This is a genomic window from Pseudomonas sp. B21-015 (genome assembly GCF_024749285.1).
Lineage (GTDB): Bacteria > Pseudomonadota > Gammaproteobacteria > Pseudomonadales > Pseudomonadaceae > Aquipseudomonas.
Window position 1 is genome coordinate 1,459,715 of record NZ_CP087196.1, and the last position, 24,813, is coordinate 1,484,527.

Genomic DNA, 24,813 nt, shown 5'->3' on the forward strand with positions numbered 1-24,813 from the left:
GATGAAACTTGAAATTGCACGAGGTTTGTTTTTGGCAGGAGCCTTGGCAGTTGCTTCATTGGCGGTGGCGGCTTGGGAGCAACCCCGTACGCAATTCCTCAGTTCAGTGCACGGTGATGCACATTGTCCATTGCCCCGGGTTGCCAAAGCACCCGTGGCCACTCAACCCGATCATGACTTGTTGCTGTTCATGTTCGGACTTTCTCAAGGGCTGAGGCCGCAGAGTTGAACAGATTGAAGCCCAAATAAGAGGCCTCGCAGATGCGAGGCCTTTTTTGTGTCCGATGGCTCAAGTCTTGCGCGATCCATTGTGGGAGCGAGCCTGCTCGCGATAGCGGTGTGTCAGTCACCTCAATGCTGGCTGTGCCATCGCTATCGCGAGCAGGCTCGCTCCCACAGGGATATGTTGTGTTCTTCAGGGTTTATCGGGCTTGGCCAGCAACGTGTAAATGCACGGCAGCACGAACAATGTGAACAGCGTCCCGATTGACATCCCCGTCGCGATCACCGTGCCAATGTCGAACCGGCTGACCGCCCCCGCGCCCGTGGCGATGATCAACGGCACCATGCCGAACACCATCGCTGCCGTGGTCATCAATACCGGACGCAGGCGAATGGCCGCCGCTTCCTCCACCGCTTCGCGAGGCGTCAGCCCCTTCTCCTTGCGTAACTGGTTGGCGAACTCGACGATCAGGATCCCGTGCTTGCTGATCAGCCCGATCAACGTCACCAGCCCGACCTGGGTATAGATGTTCATGCTCGACCAGCCAAGGAATAGCGGAATCAACGCGCCACAGATCGACAGCGGCACGGTCACCAGAATCACCAGCGGATCGCGGAAGCTTTCGAACTGGGCCGCCAGCACCAGGAAGATGATCGCCAATGCCAGGGCGAAGGTGACCCACAGTGCGCTGCCTTCCTGAACGTATTGCCGTGACGCACCGGCATAGTCGACGGCGTAACCCGCCGGCGCTTCTTCCCGAGCGATCTGGCGCACGGTGTCGATGGCTTCACCCATGCTGACCAGCGGGACCCCGGAAAGAATCGCCGAGTTGAGTTGCTGGAACTGGTTCAACTGACGCGGTCGCGCCCGGTCCGTCACGGTGATCAGGGTCGACAGGGGCAGCAATTCGCCTTTGGTGTTCTTCACGTAATAATGGTTTAGCCAGTCGGGGTTATCCCGGAAGGGACGTTCCACCTGCGCAATGACTTTGTAGCTGCGGCCTTCGATGGTGAAACGGTTGATCTCTGCTTCACCCAGCATCGTCGCGAGGGTGCCGCCCAGGTCCTGCATCGATACACCCATTTGTGCGGCCTTGGCGCGATCGATATCCACCACGACTTCGGGTTTGTCGAAGGCCAGGTCGACGTCGACAAAAGCAAACTTGCCGGATTCCATCGCTCTTTTTTTCACCCGGTCCATCACTTCCAACAATGACTCATAGCTGTTGGCCGAGTTGATCACGAATTGAAACGGCAAGCCTTCACCCGTGCCCGGCAGGGAAGGCAGGTTGAAGCCGAAAATCTGCAAGCCCGGAATGCTTGCCAGTTTGCCCTGAACCTCGGGCAGGATCTGCATCTGGGTTCGGCTGCGTTCGTTCCAGGGTTTGAGCAGGAAGCCACCGATCCCCGATTGCACGCCGTTGAAGCCGTTGATCTGGAACGAGGAGTAGTACTCGGGGAACTCCTTGAAAATCGCGAGGAACTCGTCGGTGTAGGTGTTCATGTAGTCGAGGTTGGCCGGTTGCGGGGCATTGGCCATCATGAAGATGACGCCCTGGTCTTCGTCCGGCGCCAGTTCCGACTGGGTGAATTTGAGCAGCACCGGAATCAGGCAGAGCACGATCACCGCGAACACCAGCACCACCGGCCGGGTGTTGAGGGTGCCATGAAGCACACTCTGATAGCGGCGTTTGAGGCCTTCGAAGATCACGTCCAGGCGATGGGCCAGGCCGGTAGGGTTTTCATCGTGGCGCAGCAGCAGGGCGCACATCATCGGCGACAGCGTCAGCGCTACTACGCCGGAAATCACCACCGCCCCGGCCAGGGTCAGGGCGAACTCCTTGAATAACGCCCCCGTCAGGCCGGTCAGGAAGCCGATCGGCGCATAGACCGCCGCCAGGGTAATGGTCATCGACACCACCGGCATCGCGATTTCCGCAGCGCCTTCAAGCGCGGCATCCAGCGGTGTCTTGCCCTCTTCGATGTGCCGGTGAATGTTTTCCACCACCACGATGGCGTCGTCCACCACCAGACCGATGGCTAATACCATCGCGAGCAAGGTCAGCAGGTTGATCGAGTAGCCCATCATCTGCATGAAGAACATCACGCCGATCATCGACAGTGGAATGGTCACCACCGGGATCACCACCGAGCGCAGGGCGCCCAGGAACAGGAACACCACCACGATCACGATCAGTACCGCTTCGAACAGGGTTTTCACCACTTCGTCGATAGAGGCCTGAATGAACAACGTGGCGTCGTAGGCAATTTCGCCTTTGAGGTTCGGCGGCAGCTGGGCTTCCAGGTCCGGCATGATCTTGCGCACTTCCCTGATCACGTCCAGCGGGTTGGCGCCGGGCGTGGCCTTGATGCCGATGTACACCGAAGGCGTGCCGCCGAAGGAGCTGACGGAGTTGTAGTTCTCCGCGCCCATCTCGACCCGCGCCACGTCCCGCAGCAACACTCGACTGTCACCGTCGACCTTGAGCGGGATCGCGCCGAAGGCTTCAGCGGATTTGAGTTCGGTGTTGGCGTTGATACTGGTGACCACGTACTCGCCTTTCACTTCGCCGGCGGCGGAGAGGAAGTTGTAGTGGCGCACGGCGTCGGTCACATCGCTGGCGCTCAGGCCGAAACCGGCGAGTTTCACCGGGTCTAGCCAAAGACGCATGGCGAACACCTGGTTGCCGAGAATCTCGGCTTCGGCCATGCCCGGCAGGGTCGCCAGTTTCGGCTGGATGACCCGTGACAGGTAGTCGGTGATCTGCGGGTTACTCAGCTCCTTGCTGAAGAAACTGATGTACATCAGCACCGACGCGTCGGCGGCTTCCTTGCTCAACACCGGGTCTTCGGCGTCCTGAGGCAGTTGGTTCTTGACCTCGTTGGCCTTGGCCAGCAGTTCGGTGAACAGGCGATCGCTGTTGGAACCGATGCGCGCGTAGATCGAGATCACCGAAAAGTTCTGGCGACTGACCGAGGTCATGTAGTCGATGCCCTCGGCGCTGGCCAGGCTCTGCTGCATCGGTTGGGTGATGTAACCCTGGATGGTTTCGGCGTTGGCCCCGGGGTAAGCGGTGGTCACCGTGATCAGGGCGTTTTCCATTTGCGGGTATTGGCGCAGCGGCAACTTGCTCCAGGCCTGGAAGCCCAGCAGCACAATCAACAGGCTGACCACGGTGGCGAGCACCGGGCGGCGGATGAACGGGTCGGTAAAAGCCATGGGGATTCCTTGATCAGTCAGCGCGTGGCTGGCTGCTCTTCTCGGCTAGGGTCTTGTCGTCGCTGATGGCAATGTGCGCGCCGTGGTCCAGTTTGATCTGGCCGGCGGTGACCACTTTTTCGCCGTTCTGCACGCCTTTGGTGATCATGACCATCCCGTCGCGGCGCTCGCCGGTTTCGACGAAGCGTCGTTCGGCAATCAGGATCGGCTCGCCCTTGTCGTCTTTTTCGAGGCTGCCGTCTTCGGCCTTTTTCTGCGCAACGACGTACAGCGAGTTGCCATAAAGGGTGTAGGTGATCGCGCTTTCCGGCACGACGATGCGTGGCTGCGGATCGGGCAACAGCACCTGCAGGCTGGCGAACATCCCCGGCAGCAGTTTGTCATCGGGGTTGGCCAGGGTTGCGCGCACCAGCACGTTGCGGGTGCTGCTCTCGACCTTCGGGTTGATCGCACTGACAGTGCCGGGGAAACTCTCTGTCGGGTAGGCCGAGACAATGACTTGTACCGGTTGGCCGAGGGCGATTTTCGGCACCGATTGTTCGGGCACAAAGAAGTCGACGTAGAGGCTGCTGATGTCTTGCAGGGTGGCGATCATCGTGCCGCTGGCCACGTAGTCGCCGACGTCTACCTGTCGAATGCCGATGGTCCCGCTGAACGGGGCGAGGATGCGCCTTCTCTCCAGGGCCGCCTTGAGCTGATTGACCGTGGCCCGGCTCTTTTGCAATACCGCCGAGAGTCGGTCGAACTCGCCTTTGGAAATGGCCTGGCTGCCCACCAATTGGCTGCCGCGACCATAATCCAGTTGCGCCAGTCCCAGGTCGGCTTGAGCGGTTGCCAGCAGGGCAGTTTCAACGGAGGTCTCGAGTTGCAGGATCGGTTGACCTGCCTTTACCTTCTGCCCGGACTCGAACTGCACTTCCTTGACGGTGCCGGCGATCTCCAGACTCAGGTCGACTCCTTGCAGCGCGGTGAGGGTGCCGACCGTTGGCAAACGGCTTTGCCACGGACGTTCGGTGGCGGTGGCCACGGCGACATTTATCGGCGGTTTCGGCACGGAAAAGCCCTGCATCATCGTATAGATGGAGAAGGCTTTGTAACCGGCCAGGACCAGCACGATCAGCAGAACAACACCCAACATGATCAGCATGCGGCGGCGCAGCATATTTCCAGTTCCTTGGAGAAAATCAGGTGAGACAGGCGGGAACATTACTCCCACTGCGAGGGGGATTCCAATGGATGTTTTTTGCGTGATCTTACGAAAAAGATCGCAGCCTGCGGCAGCTCCAGGTACGCATTCCCCCGCAGGCTGCGATCTCTTAAACCATCAGATGAAGATGGTTGTCCCAGAGCCCCGCAGGTAACTCCAGAGGTTTTGCAACAAGGGTTGCCTGGCGGCAATCGTAGTACCGGCAACGGCCCTGGCCCGAGGTTACGACAAAACCATCGGCCACGGCCCCTACGCCGGCGCAATCGGGAAGTGGCGCGTCCAGGCGTACTTCACCACTGTCCAGGTCCCAGATAAAAAAGCGGTTGCCCCGCGGCGCGGTCAGGGCGACCAGACGCAGTTCGCTGTGCACGGCAACGCTGGCGGTGTAATGCCCCATGGCCTGCAACTGATGCTCGGGCACCGGGAAGGCCACGAATGGTTGGCCGGGCCGCTTGATCGCCAGCAGCTCCGAAGACTCGTGAGCAGCGCCCATGAACTGCTGACCGGCGACGATGGTGCCGTCGCTGGCTATCCCTAAGTGCCGCACGCTGTTCATCTGCTGGGCCAATGTTTCCTTGCTCAGCAGCGTGCCGTCGCGTTGCATCAGCACCAGGCTCGGCTCCATGGCGTTGAGGTTCATTTCGACCCGGCTTTCGGCCTCGGTGCGAATGCCGCCGTTGGCTACCACCAGCGTCTCGCCATCGGGCATCCACGACACTTGATGCGGGCCGACGCCATGGGTGGAAAGCTCGCCGCTGTGTACCAGTCGTTCACCCTCGAACTGATACACACCGAGCAGGCCACGGCCCGGATCGGAGGTGTCGTTCTCGGTGGCGTACAGCCATTCGCCGCTCTTGTGAATCACCGCATGACCGTAGAAGTGCCGGTTCGGCTGCGAGACCACGGTTTGCAGCAGCGTGCCGTCGCGCAGGTCGATCAGGTAACTCTCGGTGCCCGGACGCCGGGCGACGAACAGCGCCATCGGCAGGGTCGGGTGGTTGATGATGTCGTGGCAACGCTGGCCGACCTGGGTGGCAAACACCCGGGTGCCGTCCAGCCGATAACCGACGGCGTAGTGCTTGCCGTCGCCATCGTCCCGCGCCGAGAGTAGCAGCGGGCTTTTGTCCTTTTGCTTGAACAGCGTCCAGCCGCCCAGTGTCACCGCACCCAGCAGCAACCCCCCCAACGTCAGAGCCTGGCGTCGCAGCATGGCACTTGCCCTCATCAGTCACCGTCGTTGGCGTTGAAGCCCAGTTGAATGCCCAGCGCCTTGGCCAGTTCGCCTTCGTGCAGGCGATGGACAACGTTGAGGCTGTCGTAGATAGCGTTGAGCTGCTGGCGCCCGGCATCGTCAGTGAGCATGTCGGTCAGTGAGCGCTGGTTGCTGGCGAGCAGTTTCAGGGACGCTGCGTAGGCCCCGTCGATCTTGTCGGCCAAGGGTTTCTGCTCGCTCGGCAACAGACCGCGCAAGCCTTTGTTGTCGACACCGACCCAGACGGTTTGCGCAGCAGTCAGGCTCGCTTCCATGCTTTTCAGCGAAGATTGGCTGCGCCAGGCATCGGCCTGGAACGGCTGTGGCGTGCCCTTGCTCTGACGGCCCATCGGCGTGCCGAGTTTTTTCTTCAGGGTGTCCAGCGCCGTCACTTGCACGCGCAGCAGATCGGCGATCGCTTCATGGGAATCGGCGTAGCGCTGGTTGGGGAATTTGCTCATCTGCGCGAGCATGCCGTCGTTGGTGTTCCAGCGCGACAGGATCTCTTCGGCCAATTGCTTCTGACGTTCGCCAATGGCGGTCAGCAGCGGGCAGTATTTGGCTTTCTGTGTGCTGTCGGCCATGTCGATCTTGCTGTCGAACAGGATGTATTCATAGGCCGAGAGGCCTTGCACCACGACGCTGGACTTGGCCAGGGCGGCAGCATCGATTTGCGGTTGCGCGGTGACCAGTTGTTCGACCTGACGGCCTACCAGGTTCTTCTTGTCCGGCCAGAACTGCACCTGCCACGAACGGTTGCCCTCGGCCAATGGCCCGATCAGCAGCGGTTGCAACTCGGCCCAGGCTTTCTGCGCGTGCAGGAAGTCGGCGCGGGCGGTGTCCAGGGTTTCCTTGCCTTGGCAGAAGGCCAGGGCGCTGACTGCCAGTTGCCGGTCGGCTTCGACCCAGCGGCTGTAGGTCGGCAGGATCACTTGCTTGGCGATGGCCGCCGACGTGACCGCTTGCGGATCCTGGGGCGAACAGGCGCCCAGGGCGAGGGCGGCAAGGCTGGTGAACAACAATTTGGGACGGAACATGTCGGGCTCCCGCTGAAGGAATACGTATTAAAGGGAATTCAAAAACGCCAGCAACGCCGCGCGCTGCTCGGCATTGAAAGACAAAACCTGTTGCTGCGCCGCCTTTGCCTCGCCGCCATGCCAGAGCACGGCTTCGAGCAGGTTGCGGGCGCGGCCGTCATGCAAAAACTGGGTGTGGCCGCTGACCGTCTGCGTCAGGCCAATGCCCCACAACGGCGGCGTGCGCCAGTCGCGGCCGCTGGCCTGGAATTCGCTGTGGTTGTCGGCCAGGCCGTCGCCCATGTCGTGCAGCAGCAGATCGCTGTAAGGGCGAATCACTTGATTGGCCAATTCAGGTTCCGCGGCGTTGGCGGCGGTGGTGTATTGAGGCGTGTGACAAGACTGGCATCCCGCCTGGAAAAACAGATTCTTGCCGGCCAGCACTTGCGGCGCGCCGACATTGCGACGGGCCGGCACCGCGAGGTTACGGCTGTAGAACAGCACCAGACGCAGGATGTTATCGCTGACTTCCGGCTCGCCATCCGGGCCATTGCCGTTGGGCGCCTGCTTGCAAGCGGTTTGCGCGTCGGTGCAGTCATCAAAGGGTCTCAGGCTGGTCGTGAGGCCCATGTCACCAGAGAACGCGTGAACATTTTGTTGATTGAGGTTCGGTTGCCCGGCTTTCCAGCCAAATCGTCCGAGAACCGTCTTCTGCTGCGCGTCGTCCCAGACCCGGTTCGGTCGTCCGGCGATGCCGTTTTTCTCCCGGGCCTGGGCCTCTGCGTTGGCCAGGATGGCCTCGTCAGGGATCGCTTCAAGCAAGCCCAGGCCAATCATCGGTGGTGCGATGCGTGCCGAGAAACGCGTGTCGGGGTGCATCGGGCCGTAGCCGAGTTGGGTCATCTGCAAGGTCGGTTCACGCAACTCGATTTCGCTGCCGTCCTTGAAACGCACCGGGATCGGCGTGTAATCGACGCGCACCTTGCCTTCCGGAGCGACGCCGGGCACCGACATGTCCTGGAACTGGCCGCCGTAGACCGGCTCCGGCACCACGCCCTGTTGTTCGATGACCTTGGCATAGGCCGGTGCATTGGGGATCGACAGGCGCACCAGCATCGACACCGCATTCGGCGCATCGGGCGTCGGTGGATGACCGCGGCCGTCCTTGATGTGACAGTTCTGGCAGGCGTTGGTATTGAACAGTGGGCCAAGGCCATCGCGGGCGGTGGTGGTCGACGGCGCGATCACCCAGGGGCTGCGAAAGAAACTGTTGCCGACGCTGAAATCGACGCGTCGTGACGGCGGCAGGTTGGCGGAGGGCAGGGAGAATGCGTTCTGATCGGTTTTGCGCACCGTCGTGCTGCCACCGGACCGGGCTTCGCCGGGTTCGGCCCGGGTAAAACGCGGGGCGTCATCGCAGGCACTCAGGCCCAGGGCCAGCAACAGTGCAGACAAACGAAGAGGCAGCGAGGGCATCGGACATCCTGCAAGACGAGCAAAACAAGGGCGCAAAGTCTAACAGGGCAGGGGAGTTTGAATAAGAGGAATTATCGTTTGGTTGATCTGAGGCAACTGATCATTCCCACGCTCTGCGTGGGAATGCCTCAACGGACGCTCCGCGTTCGGCTCTGGATGGGACGCGGAGCGTCCCGGGCTGCATTCCCACGCAGAGCGTGGGAACGATCGGCGCGAGGGCATGAAAAAGGCGACCCGCGGGTCGCCTTTTTCACTCAGCCAGCGTTGATCAGAACTCGTGATCAGCGTTGTCCGGGTTCAGGTCGCTGATGCCCAGTTTGCCGGCGGCCGCTTCGATCGAACCGGTTTGCTTGACCAGCGAGGCGATGGCGTCGCGAACGATCTGGTTGCCAGCAGTGTTGCCTGCCGCGATCAGTTGGTCGTAGTGCTCACCCTTGTTGGCGTGATCGACCATGACCTGGATCTTGGCTTCGGTGGCGGCCAGGTCGGCTTTCAGCGTGGTGTCGGCTGCCGGGTCGGCTTTGGCGACCAGGGACGACAGGCTGGCGCCGGTCAGCTTGGTGCCATCGACGCGGGTGTATTCGCCCAGGTACACGTTACGCACGCCTTTGGCATCGTAGAAGTGCGAGTTGTGGGTGTTGTCGCTGAAGCAATCCTGTTCGTCTTCCGGGGAGTTGGCTTCCAGGGAAACCTTCATGCGCTCGCCCGCCAGTTCGCCCAAGGACAGGCTGCCCATGCCGAACAGCATTTTGCGCAGACCGGTTTCAGCCGGTTCCGCTTCCAGCGTAGCGCGGTAGTTGTCGGCCACGTTCGGCTTCCAGTTACCGACCATTTCTTCCAGATCGTTGACCAGCAGTTGGGTCACGGATTTCAGGTAAGCGCGACGACGATCGTTGTGACCGCCGGTAGCGCCTTTGCCTTCCAGGTAGTCAGAGGCTGGACGGTTGCCGGCGCCAGGGCCGGTGCCGTTCAGGTCCTGGCCCCAGAGCAGGAATTCGATGGCATGGTAGCCGGTGGCGACGTTGGCCTCGGAACCGCCCAGCTCGTTCAGGCTGGCGAGTTTTTCCGGGGTGATGTCTTTGACGTCGACCTTGTCTTCGCCGACCTGAACCTGGGTGTTGGCGATGATGTTGGCGGTGGCGCCCGGGTTACCCAGTGCGTGTTCGTAGGATTTGTCGACGTAGTCGATCAGGCCTTCGTCCAATGGCCAGGCGTTCACCTGACCTTCCCAATCGTCGATGATGGTGTTGCCGAAGCGGAACACTTCGCTCTGCAGGTAAGGCACGCGGGCCGCGACCCAGGCAGCCTTGGCGACTTTGAGGGTGTCGGCGTTCGGCTTGGCGAGGAATGCGTCGACGGCGGTTTGCAGGGTTTTCGCGGTGGATTCGGCATCGCTGTAAACGGCGAAGACCATGTCGGCATAGTGCGCAACCACAGCCTTGGCGGCGGCTTCGTCGACTTTACCGGTGGCAGCAGGTGCAGCCGGGGCAGCTGTGCTGGCAGCCGGGGTCGGCGCTTGTGGAGCGGCAGCCTTGTCTTTGCCTTCGCCGCAACCGGCGAGGGAAATAGCGATGGCCAGCAGACTGGCGGTGGCCAGAGGCATACGAATCATGGCGAACATCCTGCTTCGGTGATGGAGTGGGCGCGCACGGGTGGCGCGCAAAACTGCGACATAATGCAAATCTTTCGCATTATGTGTAAAGGGTTGTACCTGTAAATATTTCTTATTCACGCAAAGAGGCGGGACGCATTAAAAGATCGCAGCCTCGTCTCACTCGACAGCTCCAGGGAGACGCGGTCCACGTAGGAGCAGCCGAAGGCTGCGATCTTTTCGCTATGAAGAAGAACTTACAAAATGGCCGCGTTACTGCGCTGGGCCTGCTTGAGGTAGGCGCTCAATTCCCGCGCCGGCAGCGGTTTGCTGTAGTGATAGCCCTGACCTTCGTGGCAGCCTTCGGAGATGATGTAGGCCTCTTGCTCGGCGGTTTCCACGCCTTCGGCAATCACCTGCATGCCCAGGCTCTTGCCCAGCTGGATGATGGCCCGAACGATGGTCGCATCGTCGTCGTCATCGAGCAGGTCCTGCACGAAGCTCTTGTCGATCTTGATCTTGTCCAGCGGCAGGCTTTTCAGGTAGCTCAATGACGAATAACCGGTGCCGAAGTCGTCGATGGCGATCAGCGCACCGGAGCGACGCAGGCTCAGCAAGTGCTGGGCGGCGGTGCTGATGTCTTCCATCAGGCCGGTTTCGGTGACTTCCAGCTCCAGGCTGCGCGGTGGCAGACGGTATATCTGCAGCAGATTATTGACCACCCGCGGCAACTCGGCGTGGTGCAGTTGCACGGTGGACAGGTTCACCGCCATGCGCAGGTCGACGAAGCCCTGATCGTGCCATTCGCGCAATTGTTTGCAGGCCTGATCCAGCACCCATTCGCCAATGGCGATGATGGTGCCGTTCTGCTCGGCGAGCGGAATGAACAGGTCCGGCGGCACTAGCCCATGCTCCGGATGCTGCCAGCGAATCAATGCCTCGACACCCACCACGCGATGATCGCGGTAGCTGATCTGCGGCTGGTAGACGAGGTAGAACTGGTCGCGGATCAAGGCATCGCGCAGGTCTTTTTCCAGCTCGCGGCGGCGCCGCATTTCCGTATCGACGCTGGCGATATAAAACTGATAGCGGTTGCGCGAGCGAGTCTTGGCCAGGGTCATGGTCTGCTCGGCTTTTTGCAGCAGCTTCTCGGTGCTGTCACCGTCCTCGGGGAACAGGGTGATGCCGATGGTGGCGCGCAGGCGGATTTTCTGATGATCGAGGGCGAACGCCGCTTCCAGATCATCGAGAATGCTTTGGGCCAGTTCGGCGGCTTCATAGGGTTGTTCGATGTCGGCCTGGACCAGTGCGAACTGGTCACCCCCCAAACGGGCGAGGGCGCCAAGGCGACCGCTGTGAGCCCGCAGGCGATCGGCCAGGGCCAGCAGCAACTGGTCGCCGGCCTGATAACTGAACTGTTCGTTGATGCCTTTGAAATCATCGAGCCCGACACACAGCACTGCGACCCGTCGCTGCAATTTGCCGGCGTCGACGAGGATTTTGTCCAGCTGTTGCTGTAATTGCTGGCGGTTCGGCAGACCGGTGAGGAAGTCGTACTGGGCCATGCGCAGCAGGCTGTTTTCCGCTACGTGGCGCAGGTGAGTGTTGCGTTCGATGGACTCGAGCAACTGGTTGGCGGTGTTGATCCAGATCCCCAGTTCGTTTTTCTCATGACCCTTGAGCTGCGGAATCTTGTGTTCGCTGGGCCGGTCCGGGTTGACTTCGGTCAGGTGTTCGATGATCCGCGACAACGGTTTGGTCAGCAGCCAGTGGTAGACCAGATACAGCACCAGGGCCATGGCCATGGCGCGCAATACACCAGAGATGAAGATGATCACCGAGCTGACGATGAATCCCTTACCGTAGGTGGCGGTGTCGAGCGTAATGCTCAGGTCGCCGTAGTACTCGCTGTAGGGGCCGCGACCCACCAATTGAGTGGTGAAGGTGCGCTCCTTGCCGAGGATCAGATCGGTCAGCCAGCGACTGTGGGAGTGCTGCAACTCGCGAGATTTTTGCGCGAGCATGGCTTCGTGGGGGTGGCCGATGGAGGCCATGCGCACGGCGTCGTCCTGGAACAGGCCTTCGATTACCTGCATGCCCATTTCCCGGTCCAGGCTGTAGACGGCCTGGGTGGAGGGGTCGCGGAACATGTCGAGGATGCGCTGGGCATCGTTGGCCACAGCCTGGCGTGTTTTATAGGCATCGAAAACGATCTGCGCGCAGCTCAAGACCACGCCGACGATCAATGCCGACAAGAGCACGACCCGGAGCAACTTCACCGACAAGCTGTTCTTGAGTTCCAGCTTCAAAGGGATATTCCTTGTTCCGTGCGGGTAGCGTCAAGTTGCCATGAGTATTGGCAATCCCGTGATGGCAGTCAAAGGGACAATCCAACCCAGGGGATTTTGCCGGTGGCTTGGCCGATATGCTGCTGTTTGGAGTATTTGCCCTATTGGTACTGTGTCGGTTGTCGGGGCCTTCAACTTGAGGCGATTGAAACAATTTTTCCTTGGGGTTGATGTTAAACCGCTGTGCTGTGGGGACAAGAGGGCGAATGCCGCTCACATTGTGGGAAAGCGCCCTGATTTTTCATAGAAGCACCCAATCCAACTGTGTGCGGGCTTGCTCGCGAAAGCGGTCTGTCAGACACATTGATGCCGGATGTGCCGCCCTCTTCGCGAGCAAGCCCGCTCTCACAGGGACTATCGTCGCTCACAGATTCCGCGCACGACACACATCTACTGTAGGAGCGAGGCTTGCCCGCGAAGGCGGCTATAGGGATGTACCCTTTTCCCAAGCCCATAAAAAACCCGGACAAAGCCGGGTTTCTTGACTGGCGCGAAGCTTAAGCGGTGAAGGTTTTGCCTTCGAACTGCTCAGCCACGAATTTCCAGTTGACCAGGTTCCAGAACGCTTCGACGTACTTAGGACGAAGGTTGCGGTAGTCGATGTAGTAAGCGTGTTCCCAGACGTCGCAGGTCAGCAGCGGGGTGTCGCCGCTGGTCAGCGGGTTGCCGGCGCCGATGGTGCTGGCCAGGGCCAGGGAACCGTCAGCCTTTTTCACCAGCCAGCCCCAACCGGAACCGAAGGTGCCGATGGACGTTTTGCTGAACTCTTCCTTGAACTTGTCGAACGAACCGAAGGCTGCGTTGATGGCATCAGCCAGCGCGCCGGTTGGTTGACCGCCGGCATTTGGCGCCAGGCAGTTCCAGTAGAACGTGTGGTTCCAGACCTGAGCGGCGTTGTTGAAGATACCGCCCGAGGAAGTCTTGACGATTTCTTCCAGGGTCTTGCCTTCGAACTCGGTGCCTGGCACCAGATTGTTCAGGTTCACGACATAGGTGTTGTGGTGCTTGTCGTGGTGGTATTCCAGAGTTTCCTTGGAAATGTGCGGCTGCAGGGCATCGTGTGCATAAGGCAGCGGCGGCAATTCGAAAGCCATGATGATTCTCCTAATCAGGTCAGTTGCGGTGAGCGCAAGGCCGATCACGGGCGGCCAGACATGCGCCGGGGAGTTTGTACTCTTTGCGGCGCAGGGATCGGATCATAGCACCGGGGGTGCGGCATAACCACGCAACAACTGTGTGGAATAGAGGTTCCAGAGCCTTTTGGAATAATCAGCCAGCCGCGATTAATTGAAAGGCCACAGCGAACATCATGACGGCGACCAACAGATCGAGGATTCGCCAGGTGCTTGGCCGTGCCAGCCATGGTGCGAGCCATGCCGCGCCAAGGGCTAAAGTGAAAAACCACAACAATGACGCACTGGCCGCGCCCACGACATAAGCACCGGGTTCGGTTTGTTGTGCGCCGAGGGAGCCGATCAGCAACACGGTGTCCAGATAAACGTGCGGGTTGAGCAGGGTCACCGCCAAAGCGCTGAGCAGCACCGCCCGCAGTGAACGTACAGTCTGGTTTTCGCCTTGTTGCAGGCTTTGCTTCGAGCACGCCCGACGCAGGGCCAGGCTGCCATACCACAGCAGAAACGCCGCGCCACCCCAACGAGCGATGGCCAGTAAAGTCGGGTTTTGCGCCAGCACCGTCGCCAGGCCGAATACCCCGGCGGCCACCAGCAACGCATCGCAGGTTACGCAGAGCGCCGCCACCGGCAGGTGATGTTCGCGCCGAAGGCTCTGAGCCAGCACAAACGCATTCTGGGTGCCGATCGCCATGATCAGCCCCGCAGCCACCAACAGGCCGTTCACATAGCTTTGCCACATACGTTTTACTCCGCGTTGCTCGCCAGATCCCGCAGTACCTGCAGGGCGCGTTCGGCATCGGCCTGGCCGACGAACAAATGATCGTGGTAATAGCCGGCAATCACGTTGCAACTGATGCCGGCCTTGCCCAGTGCCGTGGCGAACGCGGCGGTCAGGCCGACGGCTTCGAGGGCCGAGTGCACGTTCAAGGTGATCCAGGCGGCGACGTAGTCGAAACTGAAACCGGCTTTTTCGGCGTGAGAACGTTGCAGAATTACCGTCAGCCCTTCCTGTTCGCGAAAGCTGCCGACGATCTCAAGGCCTGCGGGCAATTGGCCGTCGGGCAAGGTGCAGAACACGTATTCGCCGTCGTTGAGTTGCGGGCTCATGCTGCGCAGCAGGGTGGCCAATGACGTTTCGCCAGCCATGTCGGTGATCCTTGTTCAAGAGTTCTTGCTGGCCATTCTCCGGTGGGAAGCTGTATAAGAAAAACAAATAGTGCTGATCGCTCATTAGGAAAACTGATGTTCGACTACAAATTACTGTCCGCGCTCGCCGCTGTGATCGAACAGGCCGGATTCGAACGCGCCGCGCAAGTGTTGGGTTTGTCCCAATCGGCGATCTCCCAGCGCATCAAACTGCTGGAGGCACGGGTCGGCCAACCGGTGCTGGTGCGCGTAACGCCACCGGCCCCGACGGAGATTGGCCGGCGATTGCTCAACCATGTGCAGCAGGTGCGGTTGCTGGAGCGGGATCTGCAAACCCTGGTGCCGGCGCTGGACGAAGAAGGCCTGCCGGAGCGCCTGCGCATCGCGCTGAACGCTGACAGCCTGGCCACCTGGTGGGCTGCGGCTGTGGGGGACTTTTGCGCACAGGAGCATCTGTTGCTCGACCTGGTGGTGGAAGACCAGACCGTCGGCCTCAAACGCATGCGCGCAGGCGAAGTAGCGGGATGTCTCTGTGCCAGTGAACGACCGGTGGCCGGTGCGCGCAGCGTTCTGTTGGGGGCGATGCGTTACCGTGCGCTGGCCAGTCCGGCGTTCATTGCCCGGCATTTTCCCGACGGTGTGCGCGCCGACCAGTTGGCCAAAACCCCGGCTCTGGTGTTTGGCCCAGACGATTTCCTACAGCATCGTTACCTCGCGTCTTTAGGCGTGGATGGTGGTTTCGAACACCATTTATGCCCTTCGTCCGAAGGGTTTCTTCGTCTCACGGAAGCGGGGCTTGGCTGGGGCCTGGTGCCTGAATTGCAGGTGCGCGAGCAACTGGAGCGCGGAATCCTGCGCGAGCTTTTGCCAGATAAGCCGATCGACGTGCCGCTGTACTGGCATTATTGGCGCAATGGCGGTCAGTTGTTGGGGTTACTCACCGATCAATTGGTGCGCTCGTCGAAGCAATGGCTGGTGCCGTTGGATTGACGGGCAGCGTCAAGACCTCACGCCATACGCAAAACGCAAAGCGAAATATTCGGAGCAATTCATGAAGATTCTGGTCACCGGCGCAAGCGGCTTCATTGGCGGACGCTTTGCGCGTTTCGCCCTGGAGCAGGGCCTGGACGTGCGGGTCAACGGTCGCCGGGCCGAGAGCGTCGAGCATTTGGTGCGCCGTGGCGCTGAGTTCATTCAGGGCGACTTGAGCGACCCGCAACTGGCGCGCGACCTGTGTTCAGACGTCGAAGCCGTGGTCCATTGCGCCGGCGCTGTCGGTTTGTGGGGGCGGTATCAGGACTTTCATCAAGGCAATGTCCAGGTTACCGAGAACGTGGTCGAGGCCTGCCTGAAACAGCGAGTGCGGCGCCTGGTGCACTTGTCGTCGCCGTCGATCTACTTCGATGGCCGCGATCATTTGGGTTTGACCGAAGAGCAGGTGCCCAAGCGTTTCAAACATCCCTACGCCGCGACCAAATACCTGGCCGAGCAAAAAGTCTTCGGTGCGCAGGAGTTCGGTCTCGAGACTCTGGCCCTAAGGCCACGTTTCGTGACGGGGGCCGGGGACATGAGCATTTTCCCCAGGCTGCTGAAGATGCAGCGCAAAGGGCGGTTGGCGATTATCGGCAATGGCCTGAACAAGGTCGACTTCACCAGCGTGCAAAACCTCAATGCAGCGTTGCTCAGCAGTTTGCTGGCCAGCGGTTCGGCCCTGGGCAAGGCCTACAACATCAGCAATGGAGCGCCGGTGCCGTTGTGGGATGTGGTCAATTACGTGATGCGCCAAATGGATGTCCCACAGGTGACCCGTTACCGTTCCTACGGCTTGGCCTACAGCCTTGCCGCGCTCAACGAGGGTGTGTGCAAGCTGTGGCCAGGTCGTCCCGAGCCGACCCTGTCGCGGCTGGGGATGCAGGTGATGAACAAAAATTTCACCCTGGACATCAGCCGCGCACGACATTATCTGGACTACGATCCGAAAGTCAGCCTCTGGACCGCCCTCGATGAATTTTGCGGCTGGTGGAAGGCTCAGGACATTCGCTGACACACAAGGGCGGCCCGTTACTGAACCGAGTTCGGGGTTCAGGGTCAACCGGTGCGGCAGCGGGGGTTATACTTCGCCGCATCAAGCCATCACCGCGTTTTACAAAGGTTGACTCAATGTCCATGCGTAACGATGCCAACGACGACTTCGACGATGTCCCGAGCCTGCGTGCCGACAGCCTCGACGACGATGATTTTCCGACCACCGCTCGCACTTCCGTGCGTTCGCGCACCACACCGGTAGTCAAGGTCAAGGGCCCGAGCACCGGCCCGTTGTGGGCGTTGGTCGGTGCGTTGTTCTTTGCCTTCGCCGGGCTTGCCTGGTGGAGTTTTCAGCAGATCTCGCTGATGGAGCAGCAACTGGTGGCGACCCAGGAAAGTTTCGCGCGCATCAGTGAGGAAGCGGCGGGGCGCTTGCAGGACATTTCCGGCAAGGTCGTGGCCAGCCAATCCAACGTCAACACCGACAGTGAAGCGTTGAAGCTGCAAATCAAACAACTGGAAGGCAAACTCCAGGACCAGAGCAAACAGCTGGAAAGCAAACTTCAGGACCAGAGCAAACAGCAACAAGGCGTGCTCGGCCAGACCTCCGATCTGGACAAGCGCCTGGCGCAAATGACTGCGCAAACCACCGAACAACAAGCGGCCAATGCTCAGTTGCAGGCTCAGGTCAAAGCCTTGAGCGGCGAGCTGGCCGCGTTGAAGAGCGCACCGGCCGATACCAGCAAAGTCGATGCCCAACTCAAAAGCCTTGGCGCCGACATCACCGCGTTGAAGAGACAAGGCAACCCGAGTGCCGCCATCGAACGCCTGGAGCAAGACATGATCGTGCTCAAAAGCCAACAGGACAATCGCCCGGCCGCTGCGCAAGGCGGCACCAACACCGCCGAGTTCGACGCCTTCCGCGGCCTGGTTACCCGCAACATCAACACCCTGCAGGCGCAGATTCAGAATCTGCAGCAACAGCTGCGCCCCCGGCCTCAATAGCCCGATGCAGTGATGAGGCCTGTGGTTGATCGTTCCCACGCTCTGCGTGTGAATGCAGCCCGGGACGCTCTGCGTCCCATTGGAACGCGGAGCGTCCCTTGAGGCGTTCCCACGCAGAGCGTGGGAACGATCGGTCGGAGGGGTTAGCGGACCGTGTCCTCCCGCCCCCGCAACACCCTGTTCGGCATGGCAATCGCCGCCGCCAACCCCAGCAGCGACACCGCTGCACTGACCATCAGCAAATGCCGAAAAGTCAGCAGCAACTCAGCGCGCAAGGCGTTCTGCGCATCCCCCGGCGCGGCGTTCAAACCATCGAGCAAGACATTCCCCGAACGGCCCTCGGCAATCAGCGACGAACCGGCCAGGTGCGCGAAACTCGAATCCTGCAGCAACGCCAGCAACAGTGCTGACATCAACGCCACTCCCACCGCGCCGCCCAGAGCACGGAACAGATTGGTGGTGCTGGTGGCGACGCCAATGTCCCGTTGTTCCACCGAGTTTTGCGTGCCCACCAACGAGGTCGGGAACTGCATGCCGCCAGCGATCCCGCAGAGCAACATGAACAAGCTGCTCAGCACAAACGCCTGAGGCGCACTGAACGCCATGCCGAGAATCGCGAATGGCATCAGCAGGGCGCCGGTCAGGATCATCGGTTTGTAACGACCGGTCACCGAGGTCCGGCGCCCGGCGAAATACGCGCCGATCGGCAAGCCCATGGCCAGCGGCAACAGGTGCAACGCAGCGCTGTCGGCGCCGGCGCCGGTGACGCTCTGGAAGCGCAACGGCATCAGCACGATCAGGGAAATCGCCTGGAAACTGGTGAAGAAAATCGTGCACCAGCAGAGGATCGCATTGCGGTTGGCGAACAAGTGCATCGGCAGCAACGGTTCCCGCGCCCGCCGTTCATGCCAGACGAACACGGCCAGCACGACTACCGCACAACCGAGCAAACCCGCCACTTCGGCGCTGCGCCACGAATGGCCCTGGCCAACCTGAGTGATGCCCAGCAGCAACGCCGTCAGGCCAATGATCATCAGCAACGTGCCGAGGTAGTCGATGATCGGCTTGCGCTGCGGCACCGGCAGCCCCACCAGTGTGCGGTAGGCCACCAGCCAGGCACCCAGGCCCAACGGAAGATTGATCAGAAACACCCAGCGCCAGGACAGGTATTCGGTCATGTAGCCACCGAGTACCGGGCCAGCCACGCTGGCCACCGCGTACATGCTGCTGAAGTAACCCTGATAGCGACCGCGTTCGCGCGGTGGGACGATGTCGCCGATGATCGCCTGGCTCACCGAAATCATCCCGCCGGCGCCGATGCCTTGAAAGATCCGCGCCAGCACCAGTTGCTCCATGCTTTGCGCCATGCCGCAGAACAATGACGCCAGGGTGAACAAGCCCATGCCAAACAGCATCAACCTGCGGCGGCCATACAGATCGCCGAGCTTGCCGTAAATCGGCACCGCCACGGTCATCGCCACCATGTAGCCGGAAATGACCCAGGCCAGCAGGTTGACGTCCTTGAACTGCGCGGAAATCGCCGGCATCGACACAGCGACGATGGTCTGGTCCAGCGCACCCAGAAAGATCGCCAGCATCAGGGCGATCAGCACGCTGCGAATGGCCGGTTTGGGCGTGTCAGGCTGGTTGAGATTGGTCACGGGTAAACCTGCGGGCAGTGATGGACCCGCAAGAGGCAAGGCGAGCGGGAATGCTCGCCAGTGTAAGTCGGTAGCAGGCTATTCGATAGCCTCGTAAGGAAGGCCGACGTAATTTTCTGCGATGGTTTTTCGGCCCGCCTCGGAGTCAACGAAATAGGCCAGCTCCGATTCGCTGATGCGTTGGCTGAACGCATCGTGGTCGTCGAAGCGGTGCAGCATCGAGGTCATCCACCAGGAAAACCGCTCGGCCTTCCACACTCGCCGCAGGCAGACCTCGGAATATTTCTCCAGCAAATCCACACGCCCTTCGCGGTAAACCTTCAGCAGAATATTGAACAACGTACTGACGTCGCTGGCCGCCAGGTTCAAGCCCTTGGCGCCGGTGGGCGGGACGATGTGCGCGGCGTCGCCGACCAGGAACATCCGCCCGTACTGCATCGGCTCGACCACGAAACTGCGCAGCGGCGCGATGCTTTTTTCAATCGAGGGGCCAGTCACCAGAGAGGCGGCGAGGGCGGCCGGCAGACGGGATTTGAGCTCATCCCAGAAGCGTTGGTCAGACCAATCCTCGACTTGATCCTGAGCCGGTACCTGGAGGTAATAACGGGTACGTGTCGTCGAACGCATGCTGCACAGTGCAAACCCACGTTCATGCCGTGCGTAGACCAACTCTTGGTGAACCGGTGGCGTGTCGGCGAGAATCCCCAGCCAGCCGAACGGATACACCCGCTCGAATACCTTCAGGCAGTCGGCAGGAATCGACTGCCGCGCTACGCCATGGAAACCGTCGCAACCGGCGATGTAGTCACAATCGAGTCGCCAGGTTTCGCCGTCCTTATCGAAGGTGACATAGGGTTCAGCGGTTTTCATGTCATGGGGGACGACGTTTTTCGCTTCGTAGATCGTCTGCGCGCCAGCGTCCCGACGGGCGGCCATCAGGTCGCGGGTGACCTCTGTCTGGCCATAGATCATCACGGTTTTACCGCCGGTCAACGCCTGCAGATCGATGTGCACGAGGCGTGCGTCGAGGGCCAGTTCGAAGCCTGCGTGAACCAGCCCTTCGGTGTCCATGCGCTGACCCACCCCGGCCTGACGCAACAGCTCTACCATGCCTTGTTCCAGCACCCCGGCGCGGATGCGACCCAGCACATAGTCCGGGGTCTGGCGTTCGAGGATCAGGGTGTCGATGCCGGCGTTATGCAGCAATTGGCCGAGTAGCAAACCAGAGGGGCCGGCGCCGATGATGGCGACTTGGGTTTTTAGCGTTTTCATTGTTTTTATGACTCGCAAGCTCCACGCGACCAAGGCCGGTGAATGATTTTTATGGATCGATTACTTGCATTTTTCACTTGCGAGTCTGTCAATTGAAGGTGAAAACTGAGCCGATACCTGTACATTCTGCCAATCGGTGCGATTATCGCCCCGTTACCCTCGAGGCCTGGATTGAAGTGATGAACAAGCCTGACCTGCCATCGATTCCGGTGTTCAAACTCTACGGTGAAAGCCTGGACTGGCCGACTCCGGATTTGTTGCACTGTGAAACCATTTCAAAACGCAGCCGCGAACATCAATGGGAAATCAAACCCCACCGCCACGCTGATTTGTGTCAGTTGCTCTTCGTTTTCAAAGGTCAGGCAGAGCTTGAAATCGAAGGCAAACGCTCACAATTGACCGAGCCGGCCATTCTGATTCTGCCGCCGTTATCGGTGCATGGTTATCGGTTTTCCGAGGACGTCGAAGGGTTCGTCGTCACGCTGGCCGCGCCGCTGGTCGCCCATCTTCAGGCACAACTGGGCAATTCGGTGAATGCCCTGGCACAGGCCGAAAGCTATCCGGCGGGACAGGACAGCGGGTACCTCAACAGCCTGTTTTCAGCGCTGCAAAGCGAATACACCGGCCATCAACCGGCGCGGGAAATGCTCATGCATTCGCTGGTCAGCGTGATCATGGTGTGGGTCAGCCGTCAGGTGATTCAGCGCCACGCTGCCAATCAGCGTCCGCAGCGTGCCCGGGAATACCTCAACGGTTTTATTCAGCTGGTGGAAGAAACCTATCGCCAGCACGTCAAGGTCGAGGACCTGGCCCATCGGCTGGGGATTTCCGTGTCCCACCTGAACGGCACGTGCCGTGAGCTGGCGGGGCAGCCGGCGTTGCAGATCATGCACGAGCGTCAGTTGCTGGAGGCCAAGCGCTTGCTGACCTACACCAGCATGACCATCTATGAAATGTCCGATGTGTTGGGGTTTTCCGATCCGACCAACTTCACACGCCTGTTCAGGCGTCGGGTGGGGATTTCGCCCAAGGCCTTTCGCGACCGCTTGAAGGCCGATCAGGACAACGAGGGCTGATCCCCCTTTTCGTTACCGGAGGGCGTTGAGGCTCGCATTGTGGGGAATGCAGCGCTCGAAGTTGCAACTCGCGAAGTCACGGGGCACTTTTCGCAACTGTTCGACGCGCCAGGCGGCCGTGCCATACAGCGCCAGTGTCGCCGCGCAAGTGATGAAAATGGCGAGGTATCTTCTTGTTTTGATGTTCATGGCGTTTGACCTCTGAACGAATACCTTTCGGTACTACTTTGAGCATAGGTCAGCGCGGATGAGTTGCCAGGGCCCTCGCGTTTAACGCGATATTCAGAACGATGATGACCCCTGCGGGAGCGGGCTTGCCCGCGATAGCGGACTGTCAGTCAGCATCTTTGTTGAATGTGACGACGCCATCGCAGGCAAGCCCGCTCCCGCAGGGGAGGTGTTTACAGGCCGACATCCCACGCCGGTTCTTCGGGAAATCTGAGCACCAGAAAATCCAGCATGCTGCGCAGCGCCGCCGGCATGTGCTTGCGTGAGGCATACACCGCATAGATGTTCATCTGCCGGGGCTCGGCCTGGGGCAGCAGGCGGATCAGTTCGCCGCTGTGGATATGCACACCCGCTTGATAACTGGGCAGCATCGCCACGCCGGCCCCGGCCATCGTCGCGCGCAATAGCGTGCTGGCTTCGTTGGCGCTGATGTTGCCTTGCACCGGCACCGAGACGGGCTCGCCGTCCTGTTCGAAATGCCAGAGGCTCTTGCCGAAGTAGGAGTGGGTCAGGCAGTTATGCCGGCTCAGGTCCTCGACGCGGTTCGGTGTCGGATGCTCGCGCAGGTAAGCGGGGGAGGCGCAGATCACTGAGCGGCAGACCGTCAGCCGCCGGGCGATCAGGTTCGGGTCCAGGTCGTTGCTGGTGCGGATGGCCAGGTCGATGCGTTCATCCACCAGGTTCACCGTGCGGTCGAGCATTTGCATATCGATGCTGACGCCGGGGTAACGTTTGACGTAAGCCGCCATGGCATCGGCCAGTTGCGCCTGGCCGAACGAGGTGCTGACGCTGATCCGCAGCAGGCCTCGCGGTGCGTCGTCCGGTTCGCTGACGGCGGCCTGCATGTCGGTGGACAAATCGAGCATCTGCCGACAGCGAGGCAAAATTTCCGTCCCGGCGGCGGTCAGGCTCAATTTGCGCGTGGTGCGGTGCATCAGGCGCGCGCCGACCCAATCCTCCAGCTCCGCCAGATACCGTGAAACCACCGGTCGCGACAGGTCCAGGTGATCGGCGGCGGCCGATTGACTGCCCAGGTCCACCACCGTAACGAACACCCGCATTGCTTGTAGACGATCCATGATTTGCCCGCTTTCAGAAACAAACTATGTTCAAGCATCGCATTTTTTGTATCGAACCAGGCAACTAAGCTCTGTCCCATCGCCAAACACGGCATTCGGACAACGGAGCAACAGATGATCGGCTTCACATCAATCAAACGCATTCTTCTGGCAACCGCCACCCTCGGCTTCGCGGCCCACGCCGCGGCAGCGTCCACCCTGACGCTGGACGTCTACAACCCTGGCACCAATGCGATCTTCCCGGTGACCTCGGTACTGGTCAGCGGTGAGAAAGAAGCGATTCTGGTGGATGCGCAATTCGGCAAAGCCCAGGCCGAACAGGTGGTGGAAAAAATCCGCGCCAGCGGCAAGCAACTGACCACCATCTACATCAGCCACGGTGACCCGGATTACTACTTCGGCCTCGACACCGTGACCCAAGCGTTCCCGAAAGCCAAAGTGCTGGCCTCGCAACCGACCGTCGATCACATCAAGAAAACCGTCGACGGCAAACTGGCGTTCTGGGGCCCGAAAATGGGGGCCGACGTGCCGAACAAAACCATCGTGCCGCAGGTGCTCAAGGGCGACAGCCTGATGCTGGAAGGGCAGAAGTTGCAGGTGGTCGGCCTGGATGGCAAGCAGCCGGATCGCAGCTTTGTGTGGATCCCGTCGATCAAGGCAGTGGTCGGTGGTGTGGTCGTCGCCGAAAACATTCACGTGTGGATGGCTGACACCCAGACCCCGCAGTCCCATGCCGATTGGCTGACGACGCTGCACACGATTGAAGCCTTGAAGCCGAACACCATCGTGCCGGGTCACTACCTGGGTGAGAGCGCTCGCTCTCTGGCGGCGGTGCAGTTCACTGCCGATTACATCAAGGCTTTCGACGAAGAAACCGCCAAGGCGAAAGACGCTGCCGAGCTGATCGGCGCGATGAAAAAACGCTACCCGACCCTGGGTGAAGAAAGCTCGCTGGAGCTGAGCGCCAAAGTCGCCAAGGGCGAGATGAAGTGGTAATCCGCCGCACTCAACTGATCATTCCCACGCTCTGCGTGGGAATGCAGCCAGGGACGCTCCGCGTCCCATCAAGAGCCGAACGCGGAGCGTCCGTTGAGGCATTCCTTTGCTGCGCGTGGGAACGATCATCTTCACCCACGCCAACTGGAGAAACGTCATGAGCAACATTGCAATCATCGGTGCCACCGGTCGTGCCGGTAGCCAACTGTTGGAAGAAGCCCTGCGTCGCGGTCACAGCGTCACCGCCATCGCCCGCGACACCTCGAAAATCGGCCAGCGTGCCGGTGTGGTCAGCAAGAATGTGGACGTGCTCGACGCTGCTGCATTGCAAGCCGCCGTGGCCGGGCATGATGCGGTGATCAGCGCTGCGCACTTCTCCACCATCCCCGCCAGCGCGGTCATCGAGCCGGTGAAGAAGGCCGGGGTCAAACGTCTGCTGGTAGTGGGAGGTGCCGGTTCGCTGTTGCTGCCGAATGGCTCTCGTGTAATCGACAGCGAAGGCTTCCCGGAGGAGTACAAGGCCGAGGCCAGCGCCGGCGCCGCGTTCCTGAATACCTTGCGTCAGGAAAAGGAGCTGGACTGGACCTTCCTGTCGCCATCGGCGGAATTCGTCGAAGGTGAGCACACGGGTACGTTTCGGGTCGGCAAGGATGACTTGCTGGTGAGTGCCGAAGGCCGCAGCTGGATTACCTTTGCTGACTTCGCGATTGCGCTGCTCGATGAAGTGGAAACGCCGAAGCATTCCCGTCAGCGGTTTACTGTCGGGTATTGATGGCGCTGCTTCTGATCGTTCCCACGCTCTGCGTGGGAATGCCTCAACGGACGCTCCGCGTTCGGCTCTTGATGGGACGCGGAGCGTC

General features: G+C 60.5%; 21 protein-coding genes. 7 read left to right on the plus strand and 14 right to left on the minus strand.

The annotated features are described in order from the left end of the window. The first annotated feature begins 1 nt into the window (after nucleotide 1). Nucleotides 2-229, plus strand: a complete 228-nt coding sequence (locus tag LOY38_RS06695; protein WP_258699333.1) for a hypothetical protein — start codon at nucleotides 2-4, stop codon at nucleotides 227-229. Between the two features lie 186 nt (nucleotides 230-415). Here the strand turns inward: LOY38_RS06695 and LOY38_RS06700 are convergent, their stop codons facing one another. The 10 genes from LOY38_RS06700 to LOY38_RS06745 all read right to left on the minus strand — a co-directional run bounded on the left by LOY38_RS06700 (nucleotide 416) and on the right by LOY38_RS06745 (nucleotide 14,611). Further along, a complete protein-coding gene (locus LOY38_RS06700) occupies nucleotides 416-3,442 on the minus strand; it encodes a multidrug efflux RND transporter permease subunit (protein WP_258699334.1) in 3,027 nt (1,008 codons plus the stop codon). 13 nt (nucleotides 3,443-3,455) lie between these two features. Further along, nucleotides 3,456-4,604: an efflux RND transporter periplasmic adaptor subunit gene (locus tag LOY38_RS06705; RefSeq protein WP_258699335.1), complete on the minus strand. Its 1,149-nt coding sequence runs from the start codon at nucleotides 4,602-4,604 to the stop codon at nucleotides 3,456-3,458. 154 nt (nucleotides 4,605-4,758) lie between these two features. Continuing rightward, nucleotides 4,759-5,859: a DUF1513 domain-containing protein gene (locus LOY38_RS06710; RefSeq protein ID WP_258699336.1), complete on the minus strand. Its 1,101-nt coding sequence runs from the start codon at nucleotides 5,857-5,859 to the stop codon at nucleotides 4,759-4,761. A gap of 14 nt (nucleotides 5,860-5,873) precedes the next feature. Further along, complete coding sequence (locus LOY38_RS06715; RefSeq protein WP_258699337.1) at nucleotides 5,874-6,938, minus strand: imelysin family protein; 1,065 nt, start codon at nucleotides 6,936-6,938, stop codon at nucleotides 5,874-5,876. 27 nt (nucleotides 6,939-6,965) lie between these two features. After that, nucleotides 6,966-8,393 carry a di-heme oxidoredictase family protein gene (locus tag LOY38_RS06720; protein WP_258699338.1) on the minus strand — a complete coding sequence of 476 codons (1,428 nt, stop codon included), beginning with the start codon at nucleotides 8,391-8,393 and terminating at the stop codon, nucleotides 6,966-6,968. Nucleotides 8,394-8,661: 268 nt separating this feature from the next. Next, nucleotides 8,662-10,005, minus strand: coding sequence for an imelysin family protein (locus tag LOY38_RS06725; protein ID WP_258699339.1), 1,344 nt, complete (start codon nucleotides 10,003-10,005; stop codon nucleotides 8,662-8,664). A gap of 236 nt (nucleotides 10,006-10,241) precedes the next feature. Beyond that, complete coding sequence (locus LOY38_RS06730) at nucleotides 10,242-12,293, minus strand: bifunctional diguanylate cyclase/phosphodiesterase (RefSeq protein ID WP_258699340.1); 2,052 nt, start codon at nucleotides 12,291-12,293, stop codon at nucleotides 10,242-10,244. A gap of 536 nt (nucleotides 12,294-12,829) precedes the next feature. Beyond that, nucleotides 12,830-13,426, minus strand: a complete 597-nt coding sequence (locus LOY38_RS06735) for a superoxide dismutase (RefSeq protein WP_056852722.1) — start codon at nucleotides 13,424-13,426, stop codon at nucleotides 12,830-12,832. A gap of 175 nt (nucleotides 13,427-13,601) precedes the next feature. Beyond that, entirely contained in the window at nucleotides 13,602-14,204 is a 603-nt protein-coding gene (locus tag LOY38_RS06740; RefSeq protein ID WP_258699341.1) for a LysE/ArgO family amino acid transporter, read from the minus strand. A 5-nt stretch (nucleotides 14,205-14,209) separates the two neighbouring features. Beyond that, on the minus strand, nucleotides 14,210-14,611 hold the full coding sequence (locus LOY38_RS06745; RefSeq protein WP_258699342.1) for an ACT domain-containing protein: 402 nt from the start codon (nucleotides 14,609-14,611) through the stop codon (nucleotides 14,210-14,212). Nucleotides 14,612-14,707: 96 nt separating this feature from the next. On the opposite strand from LOY38_RS06745, the gene LOY38_RS06750 reads away from it, so the two are divergent. The 3 genes from LOY38_RS06750 to LOY38_RS06760 all read left to right on the plus strand — a co-directional run bounded on the left by LOY38_RS06750 (nucleotide 14,708) and on the right by LOY38_RS06760 (nucleotide 17,641). Then, nucleotides 14,708-15,601 (plus strand): LysR family transcriptional regulator ArgP, encoded by an 894-nt coding sequence (locus LOY38_RS06750; RefSeq protein WP_258699343.1) that lies wholly within the window; start codon nucleotides 14,708-14,710, stop codon nucleotides 15,599-15,601. 61 nt (nucleotides 15,602-15,662) lie between these two features. Then, nucleotides 15,663-16,655 carry an NAD(P)-dependent oxidoreductase gene (locus LOY38_RS06755; RefSeq protein ID WP_258699344.1) on the plus strand — a complete coding sequence of 331 codons (993 nt, stop codon included), beginning with the start codon at nucleotides 15,663-15,665 and terminating at the stop codon, nucleotides 16,653-16,655. 116 nt (nucleotides 16,656-16,771) lie between these two features. Next, nucleotides 16,772-17,641: an ATPase gene (locus LOY38_RS06760; RefSeq protein WP_258699345.1), complete on the plus strand. Its 870-nt coding sequence runs from the start codon at nucleotides 16,772-16,774 to the stop codon at nucleotides 17,639-17,641. A 143-nt stretch (nucleotides 17,642-17,784) separates the two neighbouring features. Here LOY38_RS06760 and LOY38_RS06765 read toward each other — a convergent pair whose 3' ends face one another. Beyond that, nucleotides 17,785-19,302 (minus strand): MDR family MFS transporter, encoded by a 1,518-nt coding sequence (locus tag LOY38_RS06765; protein ID WP_258699346.1) that lies wholly within the window; start codon nucleotides 19,300-19,302, stop codon nucleotides 17,785-17,787. Between the two features lie 78 nt (nucleotides 19,303-19,380). After that, the gene (gene pobA, locus LOY38_RS06770) at nucleotides 19,381-20,574 is read right to left on the minus strand and encodes a 4-hydroxybenzoate 3-monooxygenase (protein ID WP_258699347.1); all 1,194 of its coding nucleotides are present in this window, start codon (nucleotides 20,572-20,574) and stop codon (nucleotides 19,381-19,383) included. 179 nt (nucleotides 20,575-20,753) lie between these two features. On the opposite strand from pobA, the gene LOY38_RS06775 reads away from it, so the two are divergent. After that, the gene (locus LOY38_RS06775) at nucleotides 20,754-21,650 is read left to right on the plus strand and encodes a helix-turn-helix domain-containing protein (protein ID WP_258699348.1); all 897 of its coding nucleotides are present in this window, start codon (nucleotides 20,754-20,756) and stop codon (nucleotides 21,648-21,650) included. Nucleotides 21,651-21,662: 12 nt separating this feature from the next. Here the strand turns inward: LOY38_RS06775 and LOY38_RS06780 are convergent, their stop codons facing one another. Together LOY38_RS06780 and LOY38_RS06785 are read right to left on the minus strand one after the other, a co-directional pair. After that, a complete protein-coding gene (locus LOY38_RS06780; protein ID WP_007938859.1) occupies nucleotides 21,663-21,839 on the minus strand; it encodes a hypothetical protein in 177 nt (58 codons plus the stop codon). Nucleotides 21,840-22,051: 212 nt separating this feature from the next. Continuing rightward, the gene (locus LOY38_RS06785) at nucleotides 22,052-22,957 is read right to left on the minus strand and encodes a LysR family transcriptional regulator (RefSeq protein WP_258699349.1); all 906 of its coding nucleotides are present in this window, start codon (nucleotides 22,955-22,957) and stop codon (nucleotides 22,052-22,054) included. Between the two features lie 114 nt (nucleotides 22,958-23,071). On the opposite strand from LOY38_RS06785, the gene LOY38_RS06790 reads away from it, so the two are divergent. Both LOY38_RS06790 and LOY38_RS06795 read left to right on the plus strand, forming a co-directional pair. Next, nucleotides 23,072-23,953, plus strand: a complete 882-nt coding sequence (locus LOY38_RS06790; protein WP_258699350.1) for an MBL fold metallo-hydrolase — start codon at nucleotides 23,072-23,074, stop codon at nucleotides 23,951-23,953. A 157-nt stretch (nucleotides 23,954-24,110) separates the two neighbouring features. Further along, nucleotides 24,111-24,725, plus strand: coding sequence for an NAD(P)-dependent oxidoreductase (locus LOY38_RS06795; protein ID WP_258699351.1), 615 nt, complete (start codon nucleotides 24,111-24,113; stop codon nucleotides 24,723-24,725). Nucleotides 24,726-24,813 lie beyond the last annotated feature (88 nt).